Below are 16,450 nucleotides of genomic sequence, written 5' to 3'. Positions count from 1 at the left end.
CACCGTACCCCTGTTCCCCGAGGTGATTTTGTCCAACATTCGTGAAGTGGCCCGGCTGGCGGGTGTTTCAGTGGCCACGGTGTCCAGAACGCTGAAATCCCCCGAGCGGGTGCTTCCCGAGACCCGGGACAAGGTCAACGCGGCCGTGGAACAGGCCGGCTACCGGCCCAACCTGATGGCGGTGCAGTTTCGCTCCCGTCGCACCGGCAACCTGGTGATCCTGGTGCCGGCTATCGCCAACACGTTTTTCGCCCGGGTCATCAGTGGCGCGCAGCAGGCCGCGCAGGCGGCGGGTTACCGATTGCTGCTATGCGACACCCAGGGCCGGGTGGAGGTCGAGCGGGAGTTCGCCGCCCTGGTCTATGCCCACCAGGCGGACGGGGTGATCCAGTTGCGCGCCAGCGATCCTTACGAATCGATGCCCACAGGCGCTGAAAGCCTGCCGCTGGTCAACGCCTGTGAAGTGGTCAAGGGTGCACCCTACCCGACCATCAGCCTCGACAACCGCGCCGCCGCCCAGGCCATGACCGAGCATCTGATCGGCCTCGGCCACCGGCGCATCGGCATCATCAAGGGCCCGCGCAGCAGCCCGCTGACCCTGGACCGCGTGGCCGGATATCAAGATGCCCTGGGCCAGGCCGGCATCGCCGTCGACCCCAGCCTGATTTGCCATGGCGACTTCACCTTGAAGGCCGGTGACGACGGTGCCGGCGCGATGCTGGCGTTGGCCGACCGCCCCAGCGCGCTGTTCTGTGAAAACGACGAAATGGCCATCGGCGCGCTCAGGCGCATCAAGCACATGGGCCTGCGAGTGCCCGAGGATATTTCCCTGGTGGGCTTTGACGACATCCCGTTCGCCGCCTACTGCGACCCGCCCCTGACCACCATTTCCCAGCCTGCCGAAGCGTTTGGTCAAAAGGCGGTGCAGATGCTGATTGCCTTGATCGAGAAGAAGCCGATTGCCGAACGGCATGTGGTGTTGCCGTTTAAATTGACGGTACGTGGCAGTACAGCGCCCCTGGCGTGACCAGGAACCTGTGGCGAGGGAGCTTGCTCCCGCTGGGGCGCGCCCTGTAGGAGCTGTGTAGGAGCTGACGAGTGCAACGAGGCTGCGATCTTTCCCAAGACACTTGAGTCTCAAGCGAAAGATCAAAATCAAAAGATCGCAGGCTTCGCCAGCTCCTACAGAGCCCAGCGGGAGCAAGCTCCCTCGCCACAAAAAGCCTTTACGGTGCCTCGACTCGCCTCCGCCCCCGTTTGAACTACAGTGGAAGGACTCTGCATAAAGCCATAACAAGACGGAGAGTTCCCCATGCGAGTCAACAAGCGCTTCACCCTCCTGGCCGCCGCGGCAACCTTGGTGGTCACCACCACCGCTCATGCGGCTCCCCCGGTGTTTATCAACATCCTGACCGGAGGCACCAGCGGTGTGTATTACCCGATCGGGGTCGGGCTTTCACAGATCTACAGCAGCGGCATCGAAGGTTCCAAGACGTCGGTCCAGGCCACCAAGGCGTCGGTGGAAAACCTGAACCTGCTGCAAGCCGGGCGCGGTGAGTTGGCGCTGGCCTTGGGCGACTCGGTGGCCGACGCGAAAAACGGCGTGGAGGATGCCGGCTTCAAGGCACCGCTGACCAAGCTGCGGGCGATTGCCGGCGCGTACCCCAATTACATCCAGATCGTTGCCAGCGAGGAATCGGGGATCAAGACCCTGGCGGACCTCAAGGGCAAGACCGTTTCCGTGGGCGCGGCGAAATCCGGCACCGAGCTCAACGCCCGGGCGATCTTCAAGGCGGCGGGGCTGACCTACAACGACATGAAGGTCCAGTACCTGCCGTTCGCCGAATCGGTCGACCTGATCAAGAACCGGCAACTGGACGCCACCCTGCAATCCTCCGGCCTGGGCATGGCGGCCATTCGTGACCTGGCGTCGACGATGAAGTTGAATTACGTGTCGATTCCCACCGACGTGGTACAGAAAATCGGCAACCCGGCCTATCAGGGCGCGATGATCCCCGCCAACACCTACGATGGCCAGGCCGAGGCCGTGCCCACCGTGGCCATCACCAATATTCTGGTGACCCGCGCGGACGTCCCGGACGAAGTGGCCTATCAGATGACCAAGCTGCTGTTCGACAACCTCGCCCGCCTGGGCACTTCCCATTCGGCGGCCAAGGACATCAACCTGAAAAACGCCGCGAAAAACCTGCCCATCGCGCTCCACCCCGGTGCCGAGCGCTACTACAAGGAAGTGGGCGCGCTATAGCCCCTGGCCTGCAACGGCGCACGCCGCCGTTGCAGCATTGCGTTCCACCTCCGCACGTCGACAACAGGCAGGCATTTCATGAGTGAAGACCAGCACGGCATCGCCACGGACCCGCGGGACTGGCCCAAGACGCTGTTCTACGTGGCGTTGCTGTTTTCCATCTTTCAAATCATCACGGCAGCCTTTTCACCGGTTTCCAGCATTGTGCTGCGGGCGGTGCATGTGGGCTTTCTGCTGTGGGTGGTGTTCCTCAGCTACCCCGCCCATGGCAAGCAACGACCCTGGCAACCCCTGGCCTGGGCGTTGGGCCTGGCGGGAATGGCAACGGCGCTCTATCAATGGGTGTTCGAGGCCGACCTGATCCAGCGTTCCGGCGACCTGACGACTGCCGACATGGTCATCGGGGTCATCCTGATCGTGCTGGTGTTCGAGGCGGCGCGGCGGGTGATGGGCATTGCCTTGCCGATCATCTGCGGCCTGTTCCTGGCCTATGGCCTGTTCGGCGAACACCTGCCAGGCGACCTGGCCCATCGCGGCTACGGTGTCGATCAACTGGTCAATCAATTGTCCTTCGGCACCGAAGGGCTCTACGGCACGCCGACCTATGTGTCGGCCACCTACATTTTCCTGTTCATCCTGTTTGGCGCCTTCCTGGAAAAGGCCGGCATGATCAAGCTGTTCACCGATTTCGCCATGGGCCTGTTCGGTCACAAGCTGGGCGGTCCGGCAAAGGTGTCGGTGGTGTCGTCGGCGCTGATGGGCACCATCACCGGCTCGGGCATCGCCAACGTGGTGACGACCGGGCAGTTCACCATTCCGCTGATGAAACGCTTTGGCTACAAGGCGGCGTTTGCCGGCGGCGTGGAAGCGACGTCGAGCATGGGCAGCCAGATCATGCCACCCGTGATGGGCGCGGTGGCGTTCATCATGGCCGAGACCATCAACGTGCCGTTCGTGGAAATCGCCAAGGCTGCGCTGATACCGGCGTGCCTGTATTTCGGCTCGGTATTTTGGATGGTTCACCTGGAAGCCAAGCGCTCCGACCTCAAGGGCCTGCCCAAGGACCAATGCCCCAGCGCGTGGGGCGCGGTCAAGGAGAGCTGGTTCCTGCTGATCCCGCTGGGGGTGCTGGTCTATCTGCTGTTTTCCGGACGCACGCCGCTGTTCTCCGGCATGGTCGGGCTGGCGCTGACGGCCATCGTGATTCTCGGTTCGGCGATCATTCTCAAAGTCTCGAGCTACGCCTTGCGCTGCGCCTTCTGGGTCGCGCTGGGCATACTCTGCGTCGGATTCTTCAGGATGGGCATCGGCATCGTGTTTGCGGTGATCGGCCTGCTGGTGGTGGCGTGCTGGTTCATGCAAGGCACGCGGGAAACCCTGGTCATCTGCCTGCACGCCTTGGTGGACGGTGCCCGCCACGCCGTTCCGGTGGGGATCGCCTGCGCCTTGGTCGGCACCATCATCGCCGTGGTGTCGCTGACGGGCGTGGCGTCCACCTTCGCCGGTTACATCCTGGCGATCGGCAAGGACAATCTGTTCCTGTCGCTGCTGTTGACCATGCTCACCTGCCTGGTACTGGGCATGGGTATCCCGACCATTCCCAACTACATCATCACCAGTTCCATCGCCGCGCCGGCCCTGCTGGAACTGGGCGTGCCGCTGATCGTGTCGCACATGTTCGTGTTCTATTTCGGCATCCTCGCCGACCTGACGCCACCGGTGGCACTGGCGTGTTTCGCCGCCGCGCCCATTGCCCGGGAAAGTGGCCTGAAGATCAGCTTCTGGGCGGTGCGCATCGCCCTCGCCGGTTTCGTCATCCCGTTCATGACGGTCTATAACCCGGCCTTGATGCTCCAGGGCGACAACCTGTGGATGACCGCGTACATGCTGGTCAAGACGTTGTTGGCCATCGGGCTCTGGGGGATGGCCTCCACCGGTTATATGCAACAGAAAATGCCGGTGTGGGAACGCCTGATGTGCTTCGCCGCTGGCGCGTTACTGGTGGTTGCCATGCCCCTGACCGATGAGATTGGCTTCGTGCTCGGTGGGCTGCTGATCTTCCAGCATGTTTGGCGCGCGCGACGTAGCGGACGGGCCTTGACGTGATCGGGCTGTGCCTGGGCCTGTCCGGCGTGGTCTGGGCCCAGCTTGCCGTGACCGATTTCACCCTGGCGTGGAACCACACCATCGAGAAGATCCGCTGGGAGGAAGACTATCGCGTCAGTGAGCAGGGCCTGGTTCTGGGTGAGGCCAGGGTCAAGGGCAACGGCGCGGGCATGGAGATTCCCGACAATGCCCGGCTGGAAAATGGCAGTTGGCACTATCAGCGCCAGGTGCCGCCCCTACAACCGCTGAAACTGGGGCGCACGCCCCAGGCCGGTGATTATCAATTGTGTTTCGACGGGGGTTGTCGGCCGATGAGTCATTGGTTGGGGCCGCCTACGGCGGGCCAGCCGACGGTGGAGCTGTGGAGTTGCGGACAGTCCTGAGCCCATCAGAAAACACCTGAGAAAAAGTAGACATCTGTGGCGAGGGAGCTTGCTCCCGCTGGGCTGCGCCTGTAGGAACTGTCGAGCGGAGCGAGGCTGCGATCTTTCCACTGACAATTAAGTCAAAAGCGAAAGATCAAGATCAAAAGATCGCAGGCTTCGCCAGCTCCTACAGAGCCCAGCGGGAGCAAGCTCCCTCGCCACAGAGACCATCACGCCATCGAAGATGGATGCTTCAATCAGGCAAACGTCGCCCCTCGGGTATTCACGAACAGCGAATACAACGAATGGCTGCCGGCCATGAACAACCGATTGCCTTCCCGGCCGCCGAAGCAGACGTTAGGGCATCGCTCCGGCAGCGAGATGTGCCCGATGGCCTTGCCTTCGGGGTTGAACACCCGCACGCCGTCGAGTTTTTCCAGGTCGGCCTTGGGGTCGCCATTGCCGCCCCAACCGCACCAGAGGTTGCCGCTTTCATCGCACTTGATGCCGTCGATCGCTGCGTAATCCAGGCCTTCGATGTGCTTGCGCCGCTCGCCCAGGGTGCCGTCGGCCTTGACCGCGATGGCCCAGACCAAGCGGTTGGGCTTGGCGCGGCCCTCGACCACATAGAGGGTTTTCTCGTCCGGGGAGAAACACAACCCGTTCGGCCCCGCCAGGTCGTCGATCACCCGACTGACCTTGCTGGTTTCGCCGTCGATGCGGTACACCGCGTGGGGTTGGACCGGGGTGACTTTGTGCCCTTCGTAGTTGTTGCCGGTCTGGAACGGTGGGTCGGTGAACCAGACCGAACCGTCCCGCTTGCAGACGATGTCGTTGGGCGAGTTGAAAGGCTTGCCCTCGAAACTGTCCGCCAGCACGGTGAGGGTGCCGTTGTGTTCGGTGCGAGTGATACGCCGGCCTTCGCTGGCGGTGGTGGAGCCTTCGCACACCAGCAGTCGCCCCTGGCGATCTCGGCACATGCCGTTGGAGAAATTGGAGTTTTCCCGGTACACCGACAGGCCACCGGTGACTTCATCCCAGCGCACGATGCGGTTGTTGGGGATGTCACTGACCAGCAAGTAACGCCCGTCACCGACCCACACCGGCCCTTCCGCCCAACGCAGGCCGCTGGCGAGCTTCTCCACGCTGGCGTTGAAGATGCGCAAGTCCATGAAGCTGGGATCAAGGATGTTGATCAGCGGGTCCGGGTAACGCTGGCTCAAGGGCTCGGCCTGGGCGAGCCCCGGCAGGTTGCCGAGGGTTGCGGCGGCGGCCGAGACCACCAGGGATTTTTTCAGGAAGACCCGGCGGCCTTGATCGGCGGCGGTTGCAGATTGCGAAGCATCCATCGTGCGTCTCCGTTAATTATTATTGGACGGGACGACAGTTTTACTCCGTGATAAGACATCGTACAAGTAGATGAAGCGGCTCACCTGGACAACTCTCAGTCCGGGTGCAGCGGTATGCGCACGGTGAAGGTCGTGCCGACTCGTGCCTTCGAATGCACCTCGATGGTGCCCTGATGGGCCGATACGATTGCCGAGGCGATGTGCAGGCCCAGCCCGAGCCCGGCCGTGGAACCATATTGCGCTTCACCGCTGCGCAGATTTCGGACCATCGGATTGAAGATGCTGGCGATGGCCTCTTTCTCGATAGGCTTGCCCTGGTTGTTGATCGCGATCACTGCCATATCCCGTTCAACGCTCAACGAAACGGTAATCGGCGTGCCTTCGGTGCCATGCTGGACAGCGTTGCCGATCAGGTTGGCGAACACCTGCTCCATACGGGCCGGATCGAACAGCCCCTCCAGGGCACCGGTCGTTTCAAAGAGGATTTCGCTTTCCGGATGATAGGCCCGCGCCTCCTCCACCATGCCTTCGCAAGCGGCCACCAGATCACCGTTGAAACGCTGCACCGGAATGCCCGAGCCGAGTTGGGTACGGGTGAAATCCAGCAGATCGCCGACGATCTTGTTGGCCCGCTTGACGCTGGTGTAGATGCGCGACGTGATCTTGGTGGCTTTGGCGGGCAGGTCCCCGGCCCGTAGCAGCACTTCGGAACTCAGCAGGATCGCGCCCAAGGGGCTGCGCAGGTCATGCCCAAGAATCCCCAGGAAGATGTTGCGCGACGCATCCACCGCTGCCGAATAACTGACCACGGACTCGGCCAAGGCCTGGTCCACGGCCTCGTTGAATCGAATCAGATCGTCCATGACCTGCTTGTGATCCAGTTGCATGTGCGGCATCCAGAGCATGAGCACGCTGGTGCGCAGGGCCCGGTATTCGGAAACCATTTGCTCCACGGTAAAACCCGAAGACTGGCGGATGACCGCATGGGTTTCGGCGGCGGTTTCGGCCTCGGTCGCCGGCGCTTCCCCGTGGGACTTGGCAATCGCCTCCTTGCGCGTTTGGGAAGTGCGCAGGTCAGCGGCGATGGTGCGCAGCATCTGCTCGGCATGGTCGCGCAGGGCCACGGAATCCATGCCAATGGACGCGGGGGTGATGGTTTTGGCGAAGTCTTCCCACGCCTGAAGAATCGGCTCGATGTTGTCGAGGATGAAATCGGCCAGGCGCATGAGTTTTCCCGCAAGAAGGCAATGCTGTAGACGACACAGCGGCCTGATGGTTGTACAGCAAAGCGCTGGGCAATGTGCGTAATGCTGTTCACCAAGCCGTTATGGGAGCGGGCTTGCTCGCGAAGAGGCCAGCACATCCAACACCTTCATTGACTGAACCACCGCTATCGCGAGCAAGCTCGCTCCCACACTGGATTTTCAACAGACACAAAACTCATGCCCACCCAGTCCCCCTTTGGGAGCGAGCTTGCTCGCGAAGAGGCCGGTACATCCAACATCTTCATTGACTGAACCACCGCTATCCCGAGCAAGCTCGCTCCCACACTGGATTTTCAACAGACACAAAACTCATGCCCACCCAGTCCCCCCTGTGGGAGCGAGCTTGCTCGCGAAGAGGCCAGCAAGCCCAGCATCCATGTGACTGAACCACCGCTATCGCGACCGCCCCCATGCAACCGAGCGCACAGGCCCGCCGATCTTGTCCCTTGCACCCCATGAGATAAAAACCTTAGAGTTGTACGACAACCTATAACTTAAAATAACCGATCCGGGGCCTTTTGCCTTGGCGGTCGCCTTCGAGACATCTGCCATGACCCGCTCCACCGCCACACCTGCTATCCCCACACCGTTACCCCGCCACCTCGCCGTACTGGTCCTGCTGTGCATGGGCTGCGCCTTCGCCGGCAACCACGTCGCCGCCCGGGCCGCGTTCGATGACGGTGCCGGGGTGTTGCTGGCGATCCTTTTGCGTTCGGGCGGGACGCTGCTGGTGCTGGCGGCGATGGTGCTCTGGCAACGGCAGAGTCTGCGCTTGTCGCCCGGTGCGTGGCGTTGGCAATTGACCCTGGGGCTGTTGATCGGCGCCCAGAGCCTGTGCCTGTACTCCGCTGTGGCGCGGGTGCCGGTGGCGTTGGCCTTGTTGGTGGGCAACGTGTTTCCGATCCTGCTGGCCTTGCTGACCTGGGCGTTGGGTGGCCCCCGCCCGACGGCGCGCACCGCCGCGTTGATGGGTATGATCCTGGTGGGGCTGGTGTTCGTGCTGGAAGTGCCGGCGCGGTTGTCGTCCGGGCAGGACGTTGGTCCGCAATGGCTGCTCGGGGTGGGCCTGGCCTTCTGCGCCGCGTGTGTGTTCGCCTGTGCGCTGTGGATCACTGATCACAAGTTGTCCCAGGTGCGCGGCTCAGTCCGCAGCCTGCTGACGATTTTCATCGTGTTCAGCAGCGTCAACCTCGCCGGCCTGACCGGTGCCCTGCCCGGCGGCTTCGACCTGCCAGCCAGCAGCACCGGCTGGTTTGCCCTGGCAACCTTGGTGGTGCTCTATGGCACCGGGTTCATCGTGCTGTTCATTTCCGTACCCCGGCTGGACATGCCGCGCAACGCCCCGGTGATGAACATCGAACCGCTGGCGACGCTGCTGATCGGTTGGCTGGTGCTGGACCAGATGCTCAACCCGGGCCAGATCCTGGGCGGCGCGATTGTGGTGACAGGCATCGTGTTGCTGACCTATCGCAAGGTTGAGCGGGCCAAGGCGCCGGTGGCTGAACCGACAAATTGAATTGACCGAACCGATTGTGGCGAGGGAGCTTGCTCCCGCTCGGCCGGGCTGGCGTTCCAGCGCGAAGCGGTCGCCAATGCCTTGGGCCTGCTTCGCAGGCCAGCGGGAGCGAGCTCCCTCGCCACAAAGGTGTTCAGTCAGCGCTACAGCGTATGCCCCGCCATGGGTCCAGACAGACCCACACGGACCTGAAAATTAAGTCTTCGCCCTGCGTGTTCAGGGTTGAGATAAATCCTACCGCATAAGCGAGATAAATCCGGGCTATTCCGGGCTAGGCTGGCACAAACTGGGACAGCCTATGCAATACCGTTGCAACCAGTGCAATGAAAACGCCCCGCTCAGTCATCGACTGGCGGGGCGAACATATCGACCTGGCGGCGCGCAATTTCATCCTTTCGAACCGCCTTAACGATCTTATAGATCCACTGAAGCGACACCCCCCACTTGCGCGCCAGGTCGCTTTGATTGGTGCCGTTGAACTCCTCGTAGATCTGCCGATCCCGTCGGCTCAGCTTGCCCGCCAGCCCCATGGGGAAATAGACATTCTGCCCACCCCAATGCGCCGCCATCCGATCGGCGACCTCATTGGCCACATGGCGAGCGGCCTCATCATCCATCGACACCAACTCGCCAAGCGCAGCCGCAACGTGTTCGGTCAGATCCACCAGCAGTTCCGGCCCCTTGCTTCGGAAGTCACTCATATAGCAGTCACCGCAGCATCAAGGGCCAGATTCATTGCTCCTGCTCCTTCACTGGCGTGAACCAAGCCACATCGACGCCCCGAACGGTCACGGTGTTACAGGTCAGAGGTCCCGCAGGCGAATAGCGAATCCCCCGCAATTGAGATCCAAATCGGCGCATGAACAGCCCAAGACTGTCCTGCTCGATAAAGATCCTATTGTCCAAGAACACCAAAAGCATGATCGAAACCCCAGCTTCACGGATGTCACGAGTCAACTCATTGAAGGCGGCCAGTTGCGCCGGAAACGCCTCCGTCAAAATACTCAACGGCTTGATCGGCGCTGCATCCCTCACCAAATCCAGAGAATCCATCTCAAACCCCCTTAACAACATCGGCGGTCACCTTAGGCACCCCCAACTGAGCAGCCAAGTTCATCGCCGCAATCACCAAATTGCCAATCGCCAATGGATAAAGCAGCGAAACAGTCCCATCACGCCCCCCATAGCGAGTCGGCTGAGACAACCGCGCCGCAATCGCCTCAATGGCACTCTTATCAATAACGTCCCCCAGCACCTTGCCCACCCGATCAAAGCGGAACGTCAAAAACTCCCCCAAACGCGAATGCCCAACCGGCATCAGCTTGACCCGCTCACAGCGCTGCACCACCTCACGCACATCCGCGTTGCGCTCACTCAATTTTACCCCCAGCTCGGGCTGGCCGATCATGATGATGCTCACCAACTTAGTGAACCCGATCTCCAACTCCAGGATGCGCTTAAGGTGCTTCAACGTCGGCACCGGCAAACTGTGCGCCTCCTCAAGAACCAGGCAATGGCGATACCCAGCCGCATGCGATTCCTTCAACGCCTTATGGACCTGAGCGAAACGCGCCTCAGGACTACTTTTGGGCTTCGATAGCGGTGCAACAGCCGCCATCATCGACTCGGCGATATGCGTGCTCTTCAATGACTTGCCCTTAGCGTCGTTATCCTCGGAAGCCAACACATATGGTTCAATGATCATCACGGGATCGTTGTTCTCGGCAATGCGGTTCACCAGATCCCGGCGAAGCGTACTTTTGCCGGCCCCCGATTCCCCCTCAACCGCCAGAAACCCACCGTGCCGGGCCGTCTGATACATCGCCTCACGCACATAACGAATCTCCGGGCTCACCCACATATCCTGCGCACACTGCAACTCATCAAACGGATCACGAAACAAACCAAACGCCTTGCGAGTGGCTGGTTGCAGTACTTGTTTGGGCAATAACATCGATTCCTCCTCCCCGGACGGCCCCCGCACAAGGGCCGAACCTGCCGTATTCGCGTACGGCCGATCCACTTCATCAAAAGCATTAGCAATAGCGGCATCATTGACGCCGGACTCCGCCAAGAACCCCCGAATGCGCCCCCGCAAAACCTCACCATCAAGACGGCGAGGCCAAAGGTTGTGGTTCACCAACTGCGCAATCGTTGCGCTACTCAAGCTCAGCGACTGGGCCAACGCCGCCTGAGGCCGCCCCACATCCTGCAAAATCCTTTTCAGTTTCAACATCACTCAACTCCAATCGAATGGCGCATGACCTCAGCGGGCCGTTTCAACTCAGCCTCAACCGCCTCAATCTGTTCTTGGGGAACCCCCTCCGGAAACCGCGTCAGCAACCAACCAAACGTCTGAGCCGACCACAGATTGCCCAAACGCGGGCGCAGAAGCTTCGCCGCCTCAACATGACTCAGCGGGGCAATCTCAACAGTGGGAGCATTAAAATCCAGGTGCGTACCACGCCGCGGCAGATAAGCCGGCAACACGGTGTCATTGACATGTTTATGCGGATCGATCAGCCCACCAAACGGCACGGCCTTCGATTTGCGGGCGGCCTGCGCATCGGCCTGATTGCTCGTGCCCGTCGCAATCTGCTCCAACACCTTGCGCGACACCTGGGCCGGCGTCTCAGCGTGGCGCTTATACCGCTCACCGAGCATCGCAGCCGACTCGGCAAACCCAAACGCATCCACCCCGACGCGCTCAATCACGTGATAGCACTCACGCCCGTCATCGCCCACCAGCACCGCAATCGCCGAGTCCTTATCGCGCCAGCAATTGCGAGTGATCAGCAACTGATCACCCACCATCACATCCGGCACTGAACTCACATCAAACTGCGAGCCCCGAAACGAAACCCTCAGCAAATTGCTCACCTTGCGGTTCTCCGGCGTACTCACCGCCAGCTCCCGGCACACCTCAACACTGGGCGCCAGGCGCAACTGCTCCGGCCTAATCAACTGCCAAACGCCATACCGGGTACGCCGCGTGCGGGTATGAATCGACGTCCCATTGAAATACCGCATCCACTGACCGGCCCAGGCATTGATCTGCTCCAGACTCGTGGCAGCCTGAAACTTCAGCGCGCTCTCAAACTCACGCTCGACAATATTGTGGGCCTGCTCAACCTGACCCTTGGCCCGCGCATTACCGGGCCTGTGAATCATCAAATCAACCGACAGAACACGGCAAAGATTGCGAAAAATACCACTCGTCATCGCCGCCCCAGGGTCCGTCATCAACACCCAAGGCACCCCATGAAAAGGGTCCGACTCACTGCGCTTCTGCATCGCATTAATCAACACGCTGCACAGATTCTCAGCCGACTCAGCCCCCAACACATACTCCACATACAGCGTGCCGCTCGTATGATCGGTAATCACATACCGCCACAGCCGCTGGCGTTCGATCTTCTTCAGGTTCGCAGGCTTGCCGTCGTAAAACTCGGCCTTATTCATCACCCGAGCGCCATCATCGGCCAGATAAAATTGCGTCGAGATCGAAGCATCAATCTGCCAAACATGATTGGGATGCTGACTCGCCAACGACACCGCCGGCGCGTCCTGCAAAAGTTGTTCGGGATGCAACTTATAAGCGCGCAACGCCCGACTAATCGCACTGCGACTCAACGGTCGAAACTCCCCCGTAGCCTCATCCAACCGGCCAGCCATCACCAAGTTATTGCTGCGCAAGCGCTCGACGGCTCGCTCAATCGTCGACAACTGCTTATTGTTCGCCCGGATGGACTCCAACAACACCGCCGAAATCAACCGCGCTTCCTCAAGCGGCAACGCACTGCAACCCGCATCACTGCGCCGCTTACGCGGCTTCGCCAAACGCACCGCCTTCAACTGGCGTTGCAGAGTAGAAATCGACACCCCTAACGCCAGCGCCCCAGCTTCGTAAATAGCCGTACGCTCACCGTGCATAGCCGCATCAGCCCGCCGTGCGACCTGCATCAACTGCTCAATGTGTACCGGATTCATCAATCAGGCCTCCGCAGTCGTCATCCAGGCCGCGCCATCCGCCTGATCAAGCAAATTGAACTCACTGCGAACTGTCCCCAGCGTGATCTCCAATTGCCGAATCAAACCGGCTTTAAAGACACGGTGATCCTCACCACCGACACCTAACGCCTCTAACTTCGCAAACCCCTCGCGCAGCGGTCCCAACACATTGGCCTCGGCCTCATAAGCGATCGCCGATACTTCCGCACGCAAAGCCTTCGCCGCTTCATCGGCAGGCATCGCCTGAATCCGCTTGCGAGTCAGCTCCAACTCCCGCCGAGCCTTATCCAACTCACCAGTCTTCTTCGCCATCACCTCGCTTTGCGCGGCATAATCGGCCTTCGCCTCATCAAGTCGCCGGCCCAGCGTCTCTTTCTCCTTGGTGTGCTTAGCAATCATCTCCTCAGCCAGATCAACAAACGCCTCCTTATCGCCAGCTTTCGCCACCTCAACCAGCGCCGCCTGCTGGTCCTGCGGCAATCGCCGATACTGGCGCAACTCGCGATAACCAATCCCCATCCGCGACATCGAATCCAGCGCCTCCTCACCGAAGGCCCGCAGGTTCGCAACATCCCGATCCACCTGATCAACCGAACGTCCCAGCAACCCACAAAACTCATCCCACGTACCGCTCAACGTCCCCGCACCGTGCGGGCTTTTGCGCCCGGCCAAGCCTCGATACAGCTTGTTCTCCTTCACAAACGCCAACTTCGACGTCCGCACCGTGCGGGAAAACGCCTCAAATACCCCGGCCATTTGCGCCTGGCCCAGCAACTGATTCACCGTGTCGCACTCTTCGCTGTGCGAGGCCTGCAGCGCAGCCATCGCATTCTGATCAGCCGTCAACATCACCCCATCCAACACAGGCAACGCCAGTGCCTCCGCGGGTATGCTCTTGCTCCGTGCCATACAACCCTCCTTAAACAATCGACCCAGCGGCAATACGCTGATTGATTTCCTGCATGCGGCCCGTCAAACGAGCCATGTGCTCGGCATGCGCCTGCGCGATCTGCAACACCCCCACCGAGTGGGCAAAGCGGCCGTTATCCAGCTTCACCGCTAAACCTTCCTCAATCAGTGTTTGCATCGCTCGCGTGATATTGCTGGGACTGTCCTGCGTCAGATGGGCCAACTCCGCATTACTCAACCCCGTCACCGTGTGGCCCTTCAACGCCTTCAGCGCACGCAAAACACGTGCGGCCGCCGACACCGAACGATTCATAACCTCGCCTCCGGCATAAACAATTCAGGTAAATTGACGACCTCAACCCCCTTGGTCCCGACTCGTCGTGGGGCCCGGTAGGTGTTGAAAACAACAAAAAAGGTGTGAATTGGTGGCTTTTTTGTAGGAAGTTTCTTTTTTTGCCCTGCGTACCCACGCGGCCTAGGTTTTAAAGCGGTAGATTCCAAATTACCGATATGATTTTTCATCACGAGCCTCACGCCACAAAACGGTTGAGCTCAAGGGCCGCCGCCGGATCAGTACAAATTTCTCCGGCCTTAAGACCTAATTTGATCGCGATCTGATGGGCCTGACCCCGTACACATTTTTTGCGCCCACCCAACACCTCGAACACCAGGTTGGGTGAGAAACGATTCGCGATTGCCCATTGGGTAATCGAGATACCTTTGGCCTTAAGCTCAGCTCGGGCCTGATCTGCTGTACGTAGCTCCATGGGTTCACTCCGGGGGGCTAATGGCGCCACTTGGGTGCCGACTAAATTGCCGTTCGTGGTCGGACGGTGTGAAATGATGATGGAACCAATTGGTTCCCATGAAAAGGCTTTTTGGCAACCGAATGGTTTCTTTTTGTGAGCGGCTGCGCGCCGAACGAACGCGACTTGGCCTCAACCAGACCGACTTCGCAGCACTGGCCGGCGTGACGAAAAAAACGCAGATGCTCTACGAAGCAGGCGAACGCGTGCCTGATGCCAACTACATGACCGCCATCACCAAAGCGGGCGTAGACATGTACTTCATCATCACAGGGCAAAAAATCGCCGCCACGCCGCCGGCCACGGCCTGGACGCCCATCGATGGTGAAAAGCTCTGCCGAATCATCGAAATGCTAGAGGCCGCCGCCAAACAAGCCGGTCGGCGCTGGCCGGCCAAAAAATTGGCCGAAGTGGCCGCCGAGATCTACAACGCGCTGGGTGAAGATCAAGGGTTTGATCAACCACGCGTTGAGCGAATATTGAAGTTGGTAGTGAATCGCTAAATAGCAAAGGAGTTCTATGCGAAGAGAGGACGAGGCCCTGGTTAACAATCTGTCAGCCAGGCTTTCTGAGGAAATCGAAAATCTCCCCAGGGATGGAAAAAATCGCGAACTCACCATCAAGATCAAGGGCAACCGGGGGCACATCAACCTCGGCCATCAAATCTTTGACATAAAGACCGCCAAAGCGCCCCCGCCAGAAGGCAGTGACCGCGCACGAAAGTGTCCGCAATGTCACCACTGCACCTGGCGCTACACGCAACTGTGCATGCACTGCGACTACAACCTGCACCGCCACGACAAAGTTGCTGAGCAGGAAAAAGAACGGGCACGCCAAGAGCGCCACAATCTCAAGGTGCTAAAAATTGCAGTCTGCTGCGCGGGCATTACCGCGCTAAGCGTTATCGTCATGGAATTCCTGCCCGAAACGCCAAAAGCCTTGGCCCTAGGCCTGACAGGCGTCCTTGGTTTCCTCACACTCATGATTATGAGGACACACAAATAGAACGCTGGTGGACAGCACTGTAGTTGCCAGCTTTTAACGGTCAGGGACGACCAACGACACTTTAAAAGGAGGTTTCAATGACCGAGAAAAAACGCAGCACGCCTTGGAATGATCGGCCAACCGCCGAAAAAATTGCACTGATCGTCGGCTGGTTAATCATCGCAAGCCTCATGGCTTACGCATTCCTGCCGAACAAACCCGAACCGGGCGCGCCCTCATTAGGCAGCGAATCTGAAGCGCTTCCCTCCGCAGCCCAACACAACCGCGCCAGTGCACAGGCCTTGAGCAGTGCAACCCGCTTCCTATCGCAACTGGATAGCGCAATGGCCGAAGGTATGTACATATTGAAGGCCAACCAGCTGCCTGAACTGGCCGCCCACAGCCAACTATTCAAATCATTGCTTGAAGAGGGCTACGCGCAATTTGGCCGCTCCGTATTTCAACCCTTGGGTCGGTGCAGCTCGGCGGCTGTCTTTGCCAACAGCTGGTGGCAGGCCCAAGTGACTGCCGTTCACCAAGGAGGTACTGAGACGATTCCCGGCGCGATCCAAAGCCACTTGGATGAGTACACACTCAACCGAGCTGACTGCCTGCAAAGCGCGGCCCCCTCAGCCGACACCGCTACGTCAACCATCGACAAAACACGGCCGATTGGTCAGCGCACTTATCAGCGATGACCTGCTGAGAGCAACGCGTCGATGCAGGTGGCGACAAGCAGAAATCGCCAAAAGCTGCCTGTTGATGGAATAATGGCAAATAGATGGCTACGCTTACTTGACTGCCGGAGGATGACCTCGACTTCAATAATCGCCACGCCAAGCCTAAGTGGCAGGTGCGAATTGCAATTTTCAA

Annotated in this window: 17 protein-coding genes; 8 read left to right on the top strand and 9 right to left on the bottom strand. The window is 59.9% G+C overall.

Translation table 11 applies throughout. The annotated features are described in order from the left end of the window. The first annotated feature begins 28 nt into the window (after nt 1-28). The 4 genes from ACLH0I_RS11675 (at nt 29) to ACLH0I_RS11660 (ending at nt 4,755) form a co-directional block, all read left to right on the top strand. Nucleotides 29-1,027: a LacI family DNA-binding transcriptional regulator gene (locus ACLH0I_RS11675; RefSeq protein WP_411387126.1), complete on the top strand. Its 999-nt coding sequence runs from the start codon at nt 29-31 to the stop codon at nt 1,025-1,027. Between the two features lie 285 nt (nt 1,028-1,312). Then, nucleotides 1,313-2,266, top strand: coding sequence for a TAXI family TRAP transporter solute-binding subunit (locus tag ACLH0I_RS11670; RefSeq protein ID WP_411387125.1), 954 nt, complete (start codon nt 1,313-1,315; stop codon nt 2,264-2,266). Between the two features lie 78 nt (nt 2,267-2,344). After that, nucleotides 2,345-4,372 (top strand): TRAP transporter permease, encoded by a 2,028-nt coding sequence (locus ACLH0I_RS11665; protein ID WP_411387124.1) that lies wholly within the window; start codon nt 2,345-2,347, stop codon nt 4,370-4,372. After that, nucleotides 4,369-4,755: a DUF1850 domain-containing protein gene (locus ACLH0I_RS11660; RefSeq protein WP_411387123.1), complete on the top strand. Its 387-nt coding sequence runs from the start codon at nt 4,369-4,371 to the stop codon at nt 4,753-4,755. Before ACLH0I_RS11665 ends, ACLH0I_RS11660 begins: the two co-directional genes overlap by 4 nt. Before the next feature lie 239 nt (nt 4,756-4,994). On the opposite strand, the gene ACLH0I_RS11655 is transcribed toward ACLH0I_RS11660, so the two are convergent. Further along, the gene (locus tag ACLH0I_RS11655; protein WP_411387122.1) at nt 4,995-6,086 is read right to left on the bottom strand and encodes an SMP-30/gluconolactonase/LRE family protein; all 1,092 of its coding nucleotides are present in this window, start codon (nt 6,084-6,086) and stop codon (nt 4,995-4,997) included. Nucleotides 6,087-6,181: 95 nt separating this feature from the next. Next, a complete protein-coding gene (locus ACLH0I_RS11650) occupies nt 6,182-7,312 on the bottom strand; it encodes a sensor histidine kinase (RefSeq protein ID WP_411387121.1) in 1,131 nt (376 codons plus the stop codon). Between the two features lie 589 nt (nt 7,313-7,901). Between ACLH0I_RS11650 and ACLH0I_RS11645 the strand changes: the two genes are divergently transcribed. Further along, nucleotides 7,902-8,867, top strand: a complete 966-nt coding sequence (locus ACLH0I_RS11645; RefSeq protein WP_411387120.1) for an EamA family transporter — start codon at nt 7,902-7,904, stop codon at nt 8,865-8,867. A 338-nt stretch (nt 8,868-9,205) separates the two neighbouring features. Here the strand turns inward: ACLH0I_RS11645 and ACLH0I_RS11640 are convergent, their stop codons facing one another. From ACLH0I_RS11640 to ACLH0I_RS11610, 7 genes are all read right to left on the bottom strand, one after another. Beyond that, the gene (locus ACLH0I_RS11640; protein WP_411387119.1) at nt 9,206-9,568 is read right to left on the bottom strand and encodes a Mor transcription activator family protein; all 363 of its coding nucleotides are present in this window, start codon (nt 9,566-9,568) and stop codon (nt 9,206-9,208) included. Nucleotides 9,569-9,599: 31 nt separating this feature from the next. Further along, nucleotides 9,600-9,920, bottom strand: a complete 321-nt coding sequence (locus tag ACLH0I_RS11635; RefSeq protein WP_411387118.1) for a hypothetical protein — start codon at nt 9,918-9,920, stop codon at nt 9,600-9,602. 1 nt (nt 9,921) lies between these two features. Then, nucleotides 9,922-11,103, bottom strand: a complete 1,182-nt coding sequence (locus tag ACLH0I_RS11630) for an ExeA family protein (RefSeq protein ID WP_411387117.1) — start codon at nt 11,101-11,103, stop codon at nt 9,922-9,924. Beyond that, nucleotides 11,103-12,857: an integrase gene (locus tag ACLH0I_RS11625; protein WP_411387116.1), complete on the bottom strand. Its 1,755-nt coding sequence runs from the start codon at nt 12,855-12,857 to the stop codon at nt 11,103-11,105. Before ACLH0I_RS11625 ends, ACLH0I_RS11630 begins: the two co-directional genes overlap by 1 nt. A 3-nt stretch (nt 12,858-12,860) precedes the next feature. Continuing rightward, nucleotides 12,861-13,787, bottom strand: coding sequence for a hypothetical protein (locus tag ACLH0I_RS11620; protein ID WP_411387115.1), 927 nt, complete (start codon nt 13,785-13,787; stop codon nt 12,861-12,863). Nucleotides 13,788-13,797: 10 nt separating this feature from the next. Next, nucleotides 13,798-14,100, bottom strand: coding sequence for a helix-turn-helix domain-containing protein (locus tag ACLH0I_RS11615; RefSeq protein WP_186642575.1), 303 nt, complete (start codon nt 14,098-14,100; stop codon nt 13,798-13,800). A gap of 217 nt (nt 14,101-14,317) precedes the next feature. Continuing rightward, complete coding sequence (locus ACLH0I_RS11610; RefSeq protein ID WP_204126644.1) at nt 14,318-14,554, bottom strand: DNA-binding protein; 237 nt, start codon at nt 14,552-14,554, stop codon at nt 14,318-14,320. A 98-nt stretch (nt 14,555-14,652) separates the two neighbouring features. Here ACLH0I_RS11610 and ACLH0I_RS11605 point away from each other — a divergent pair, with 98 nt between their 5' ends. The 3 genes from ACLH0I_RS11605 to ACLH0I_RS11595 all read left to right on the top strand — a co-directional run bounded on the left by ACLH0I_RS11605 (nt 14,653) and on the right by ACLH0I_RS11595 (nt 16,275). Then, the gene (locus ACLH0I_RS11605; protein ID WP_411387114.1) at nt 14,653-15,096 is read left to right on the top strand and encodes a helix-turn-helix domain-containing protein; all 444 of its coding nucleotides are present in this window, start codon (nt 14,653-14,655) and stop codon (nt 15,094-15,096) included. A gap of 16 nt (nt 15,097-15,112) precedes the next feature. After that, nucleotides 15,113-15,598 carry a hypothetical protein gene (locus tag ACLH0I_RS11600; RefSeq protein ID WP_411387113.1) on the top strand — a complete coding sequence of 162 codons (486 nt, stop codon included), beginning with the start codon at nt 15,113-15,115 and terminating at the stop codon, nt 15,596-15,598. Between the two features lie 77 nt (nt 15,599-15,675). Then, nucleotides 15,676-16,275, top strand: a complete 600-nt coding sequence (locus ACLH0I_RS11595; protein ID WP_411387112.1) for a hypothetical protein — start codon at nt 15,676-15,678, stop codon at nt 16,273-16,275. Nucleotides 16,276-16,450 lie beyond the last annotated feature (175 nt).

This window comes from Pseudomonas sp. MPB03 (genome assembly GCF_046605385.1).
Lineage (GTDB): Bacteria > Pseudomonadota > Gammaproteobacteria > Pseudomonadales > Pseudomonadaceae > Aquipseudomonas > Aquipseudomonas zanjanensis.
This window is presented reverse-complemented; position numbering and strand designations above follow the sequence as displayed.

What these genes read in the sequence shown, in the direction of transcription:
- ACLH0I_RS11640 (WP_411387119.1), bottom strand. Translation starts at nt 9,568, where the DNA reads ATGAGTGACTTCCGAAGCAAGGGGCCGGAACTGCTGGTGGATCTGACC.
- ACLH0I_RS11615 (WP_186642575.1), bottom strand. Translation starts at nt 14,100, where the DNA reads ATGAATCGTTCGGTGTCGGCGGCCGCACGTGTTTTGCGTGCGCTGAAG.
- ACLH0I_RS11620 (WP_411387115.1), bottom strand. Translation starts at nt 13,787, where the DNA reads ATGGCACGGAGCAAGAGCATACCCGCGGAGGCACTGGCGTTGCCTGTG.
- ACLH0I_RS11595 (WP_411387112.1), top strand. Translation starts at nt 15,676, where the DNA reads ATGACCGAGAAAAAACGCAGCACGCCTTGGAATGATCGGCCAACCGCC.
- ACLH0I_RS11655 (WP_411387122.1), bottom strand. Translation starts at nt 6,086, where the DNA reads ATGGATGCTTCGCAATCTGCAACCGCCGCCGATCAAGGCCGCCGGGTC.
- ACLH0I_RS11600 (WP_411387113.1), top strand. Translation starts at nt 15,113, where the DNA reads ATGCGAAGAGAGGACGAGGCCCTGGTTAACAATCTGTCAGCCAGGCTT.
- ACLH0I_RS11645 (WP_411387120.1), top strand. Translation starts at nt 7,902, where the DNA reads ATGACCCGCTCCACCGCCACACCTGCTATCCCCACACCGTTACCCCGC.
- ACLH0I_RS11610 (WP_204126644.1), bottom strand. Translation starts at nt 14,554, where the DNA reads ATGGAGCTACGTACAGCAGATCAGGCCCGAGCTGAGCTTAAGGCCAAA.
- ACLH0I_RS11625 (WP_411387116.1), bottom strand. Translation starts at nt 12,857, where the DNA reads ATGAATCCGGTACACATTGAGCAGTTGATGCAGGTCGCACGGCGGGCT.
- ACLH0I_RS11630 (WP_411387117.1), bottom strand. Translation starts at nt 11,103, where the DNA reads ATGTTGAAACTGAAAAGGATTTTGCAGGATGTGGGGCGGCCTCAGGCG.
- ACLH0I_RS11665 (WP_411387124.1), top strand. Translation starts at nt 2,345, where the DNA reads ATGAGTGAAGACCAGCACGGCATCGCCACGGACCCGCGGGACTGGCCC.
- ACLH0I_RS11670 (WP_411387125.1), top strand. Translation starts at nt 1,313, where the DNA reads ATGCGAGTCAACAAGCGCTTCACCCTCCTGGCCGCCGCGGCAACCTTG.
- ACLH0I_RS11650 (WP_411387121.1), bottom strand. Translation starts at nt 7,312, where the DNA reads ATGCGCCTGGCCGATTTCATCCTCGACAACATCGAGCCGATTCTTCAG.
- ACLH0I_RS11605 (WP_411387114.1), top strand. Translation starts at nt 14,653, where the DNA reads ATGAAAAGGCTTTTTGGCAACCGAATGGTTTCTTTTTGTGAGCGGCTG.
- ACLH0I_RS11635 (WP_411387118.1), bottom strand. Translation starts at nt 9,920, where the DNA reads ATGGATTCTCTGGATTTGGTGAGGGATGCAGCGCCGATCAAGCCGTTG.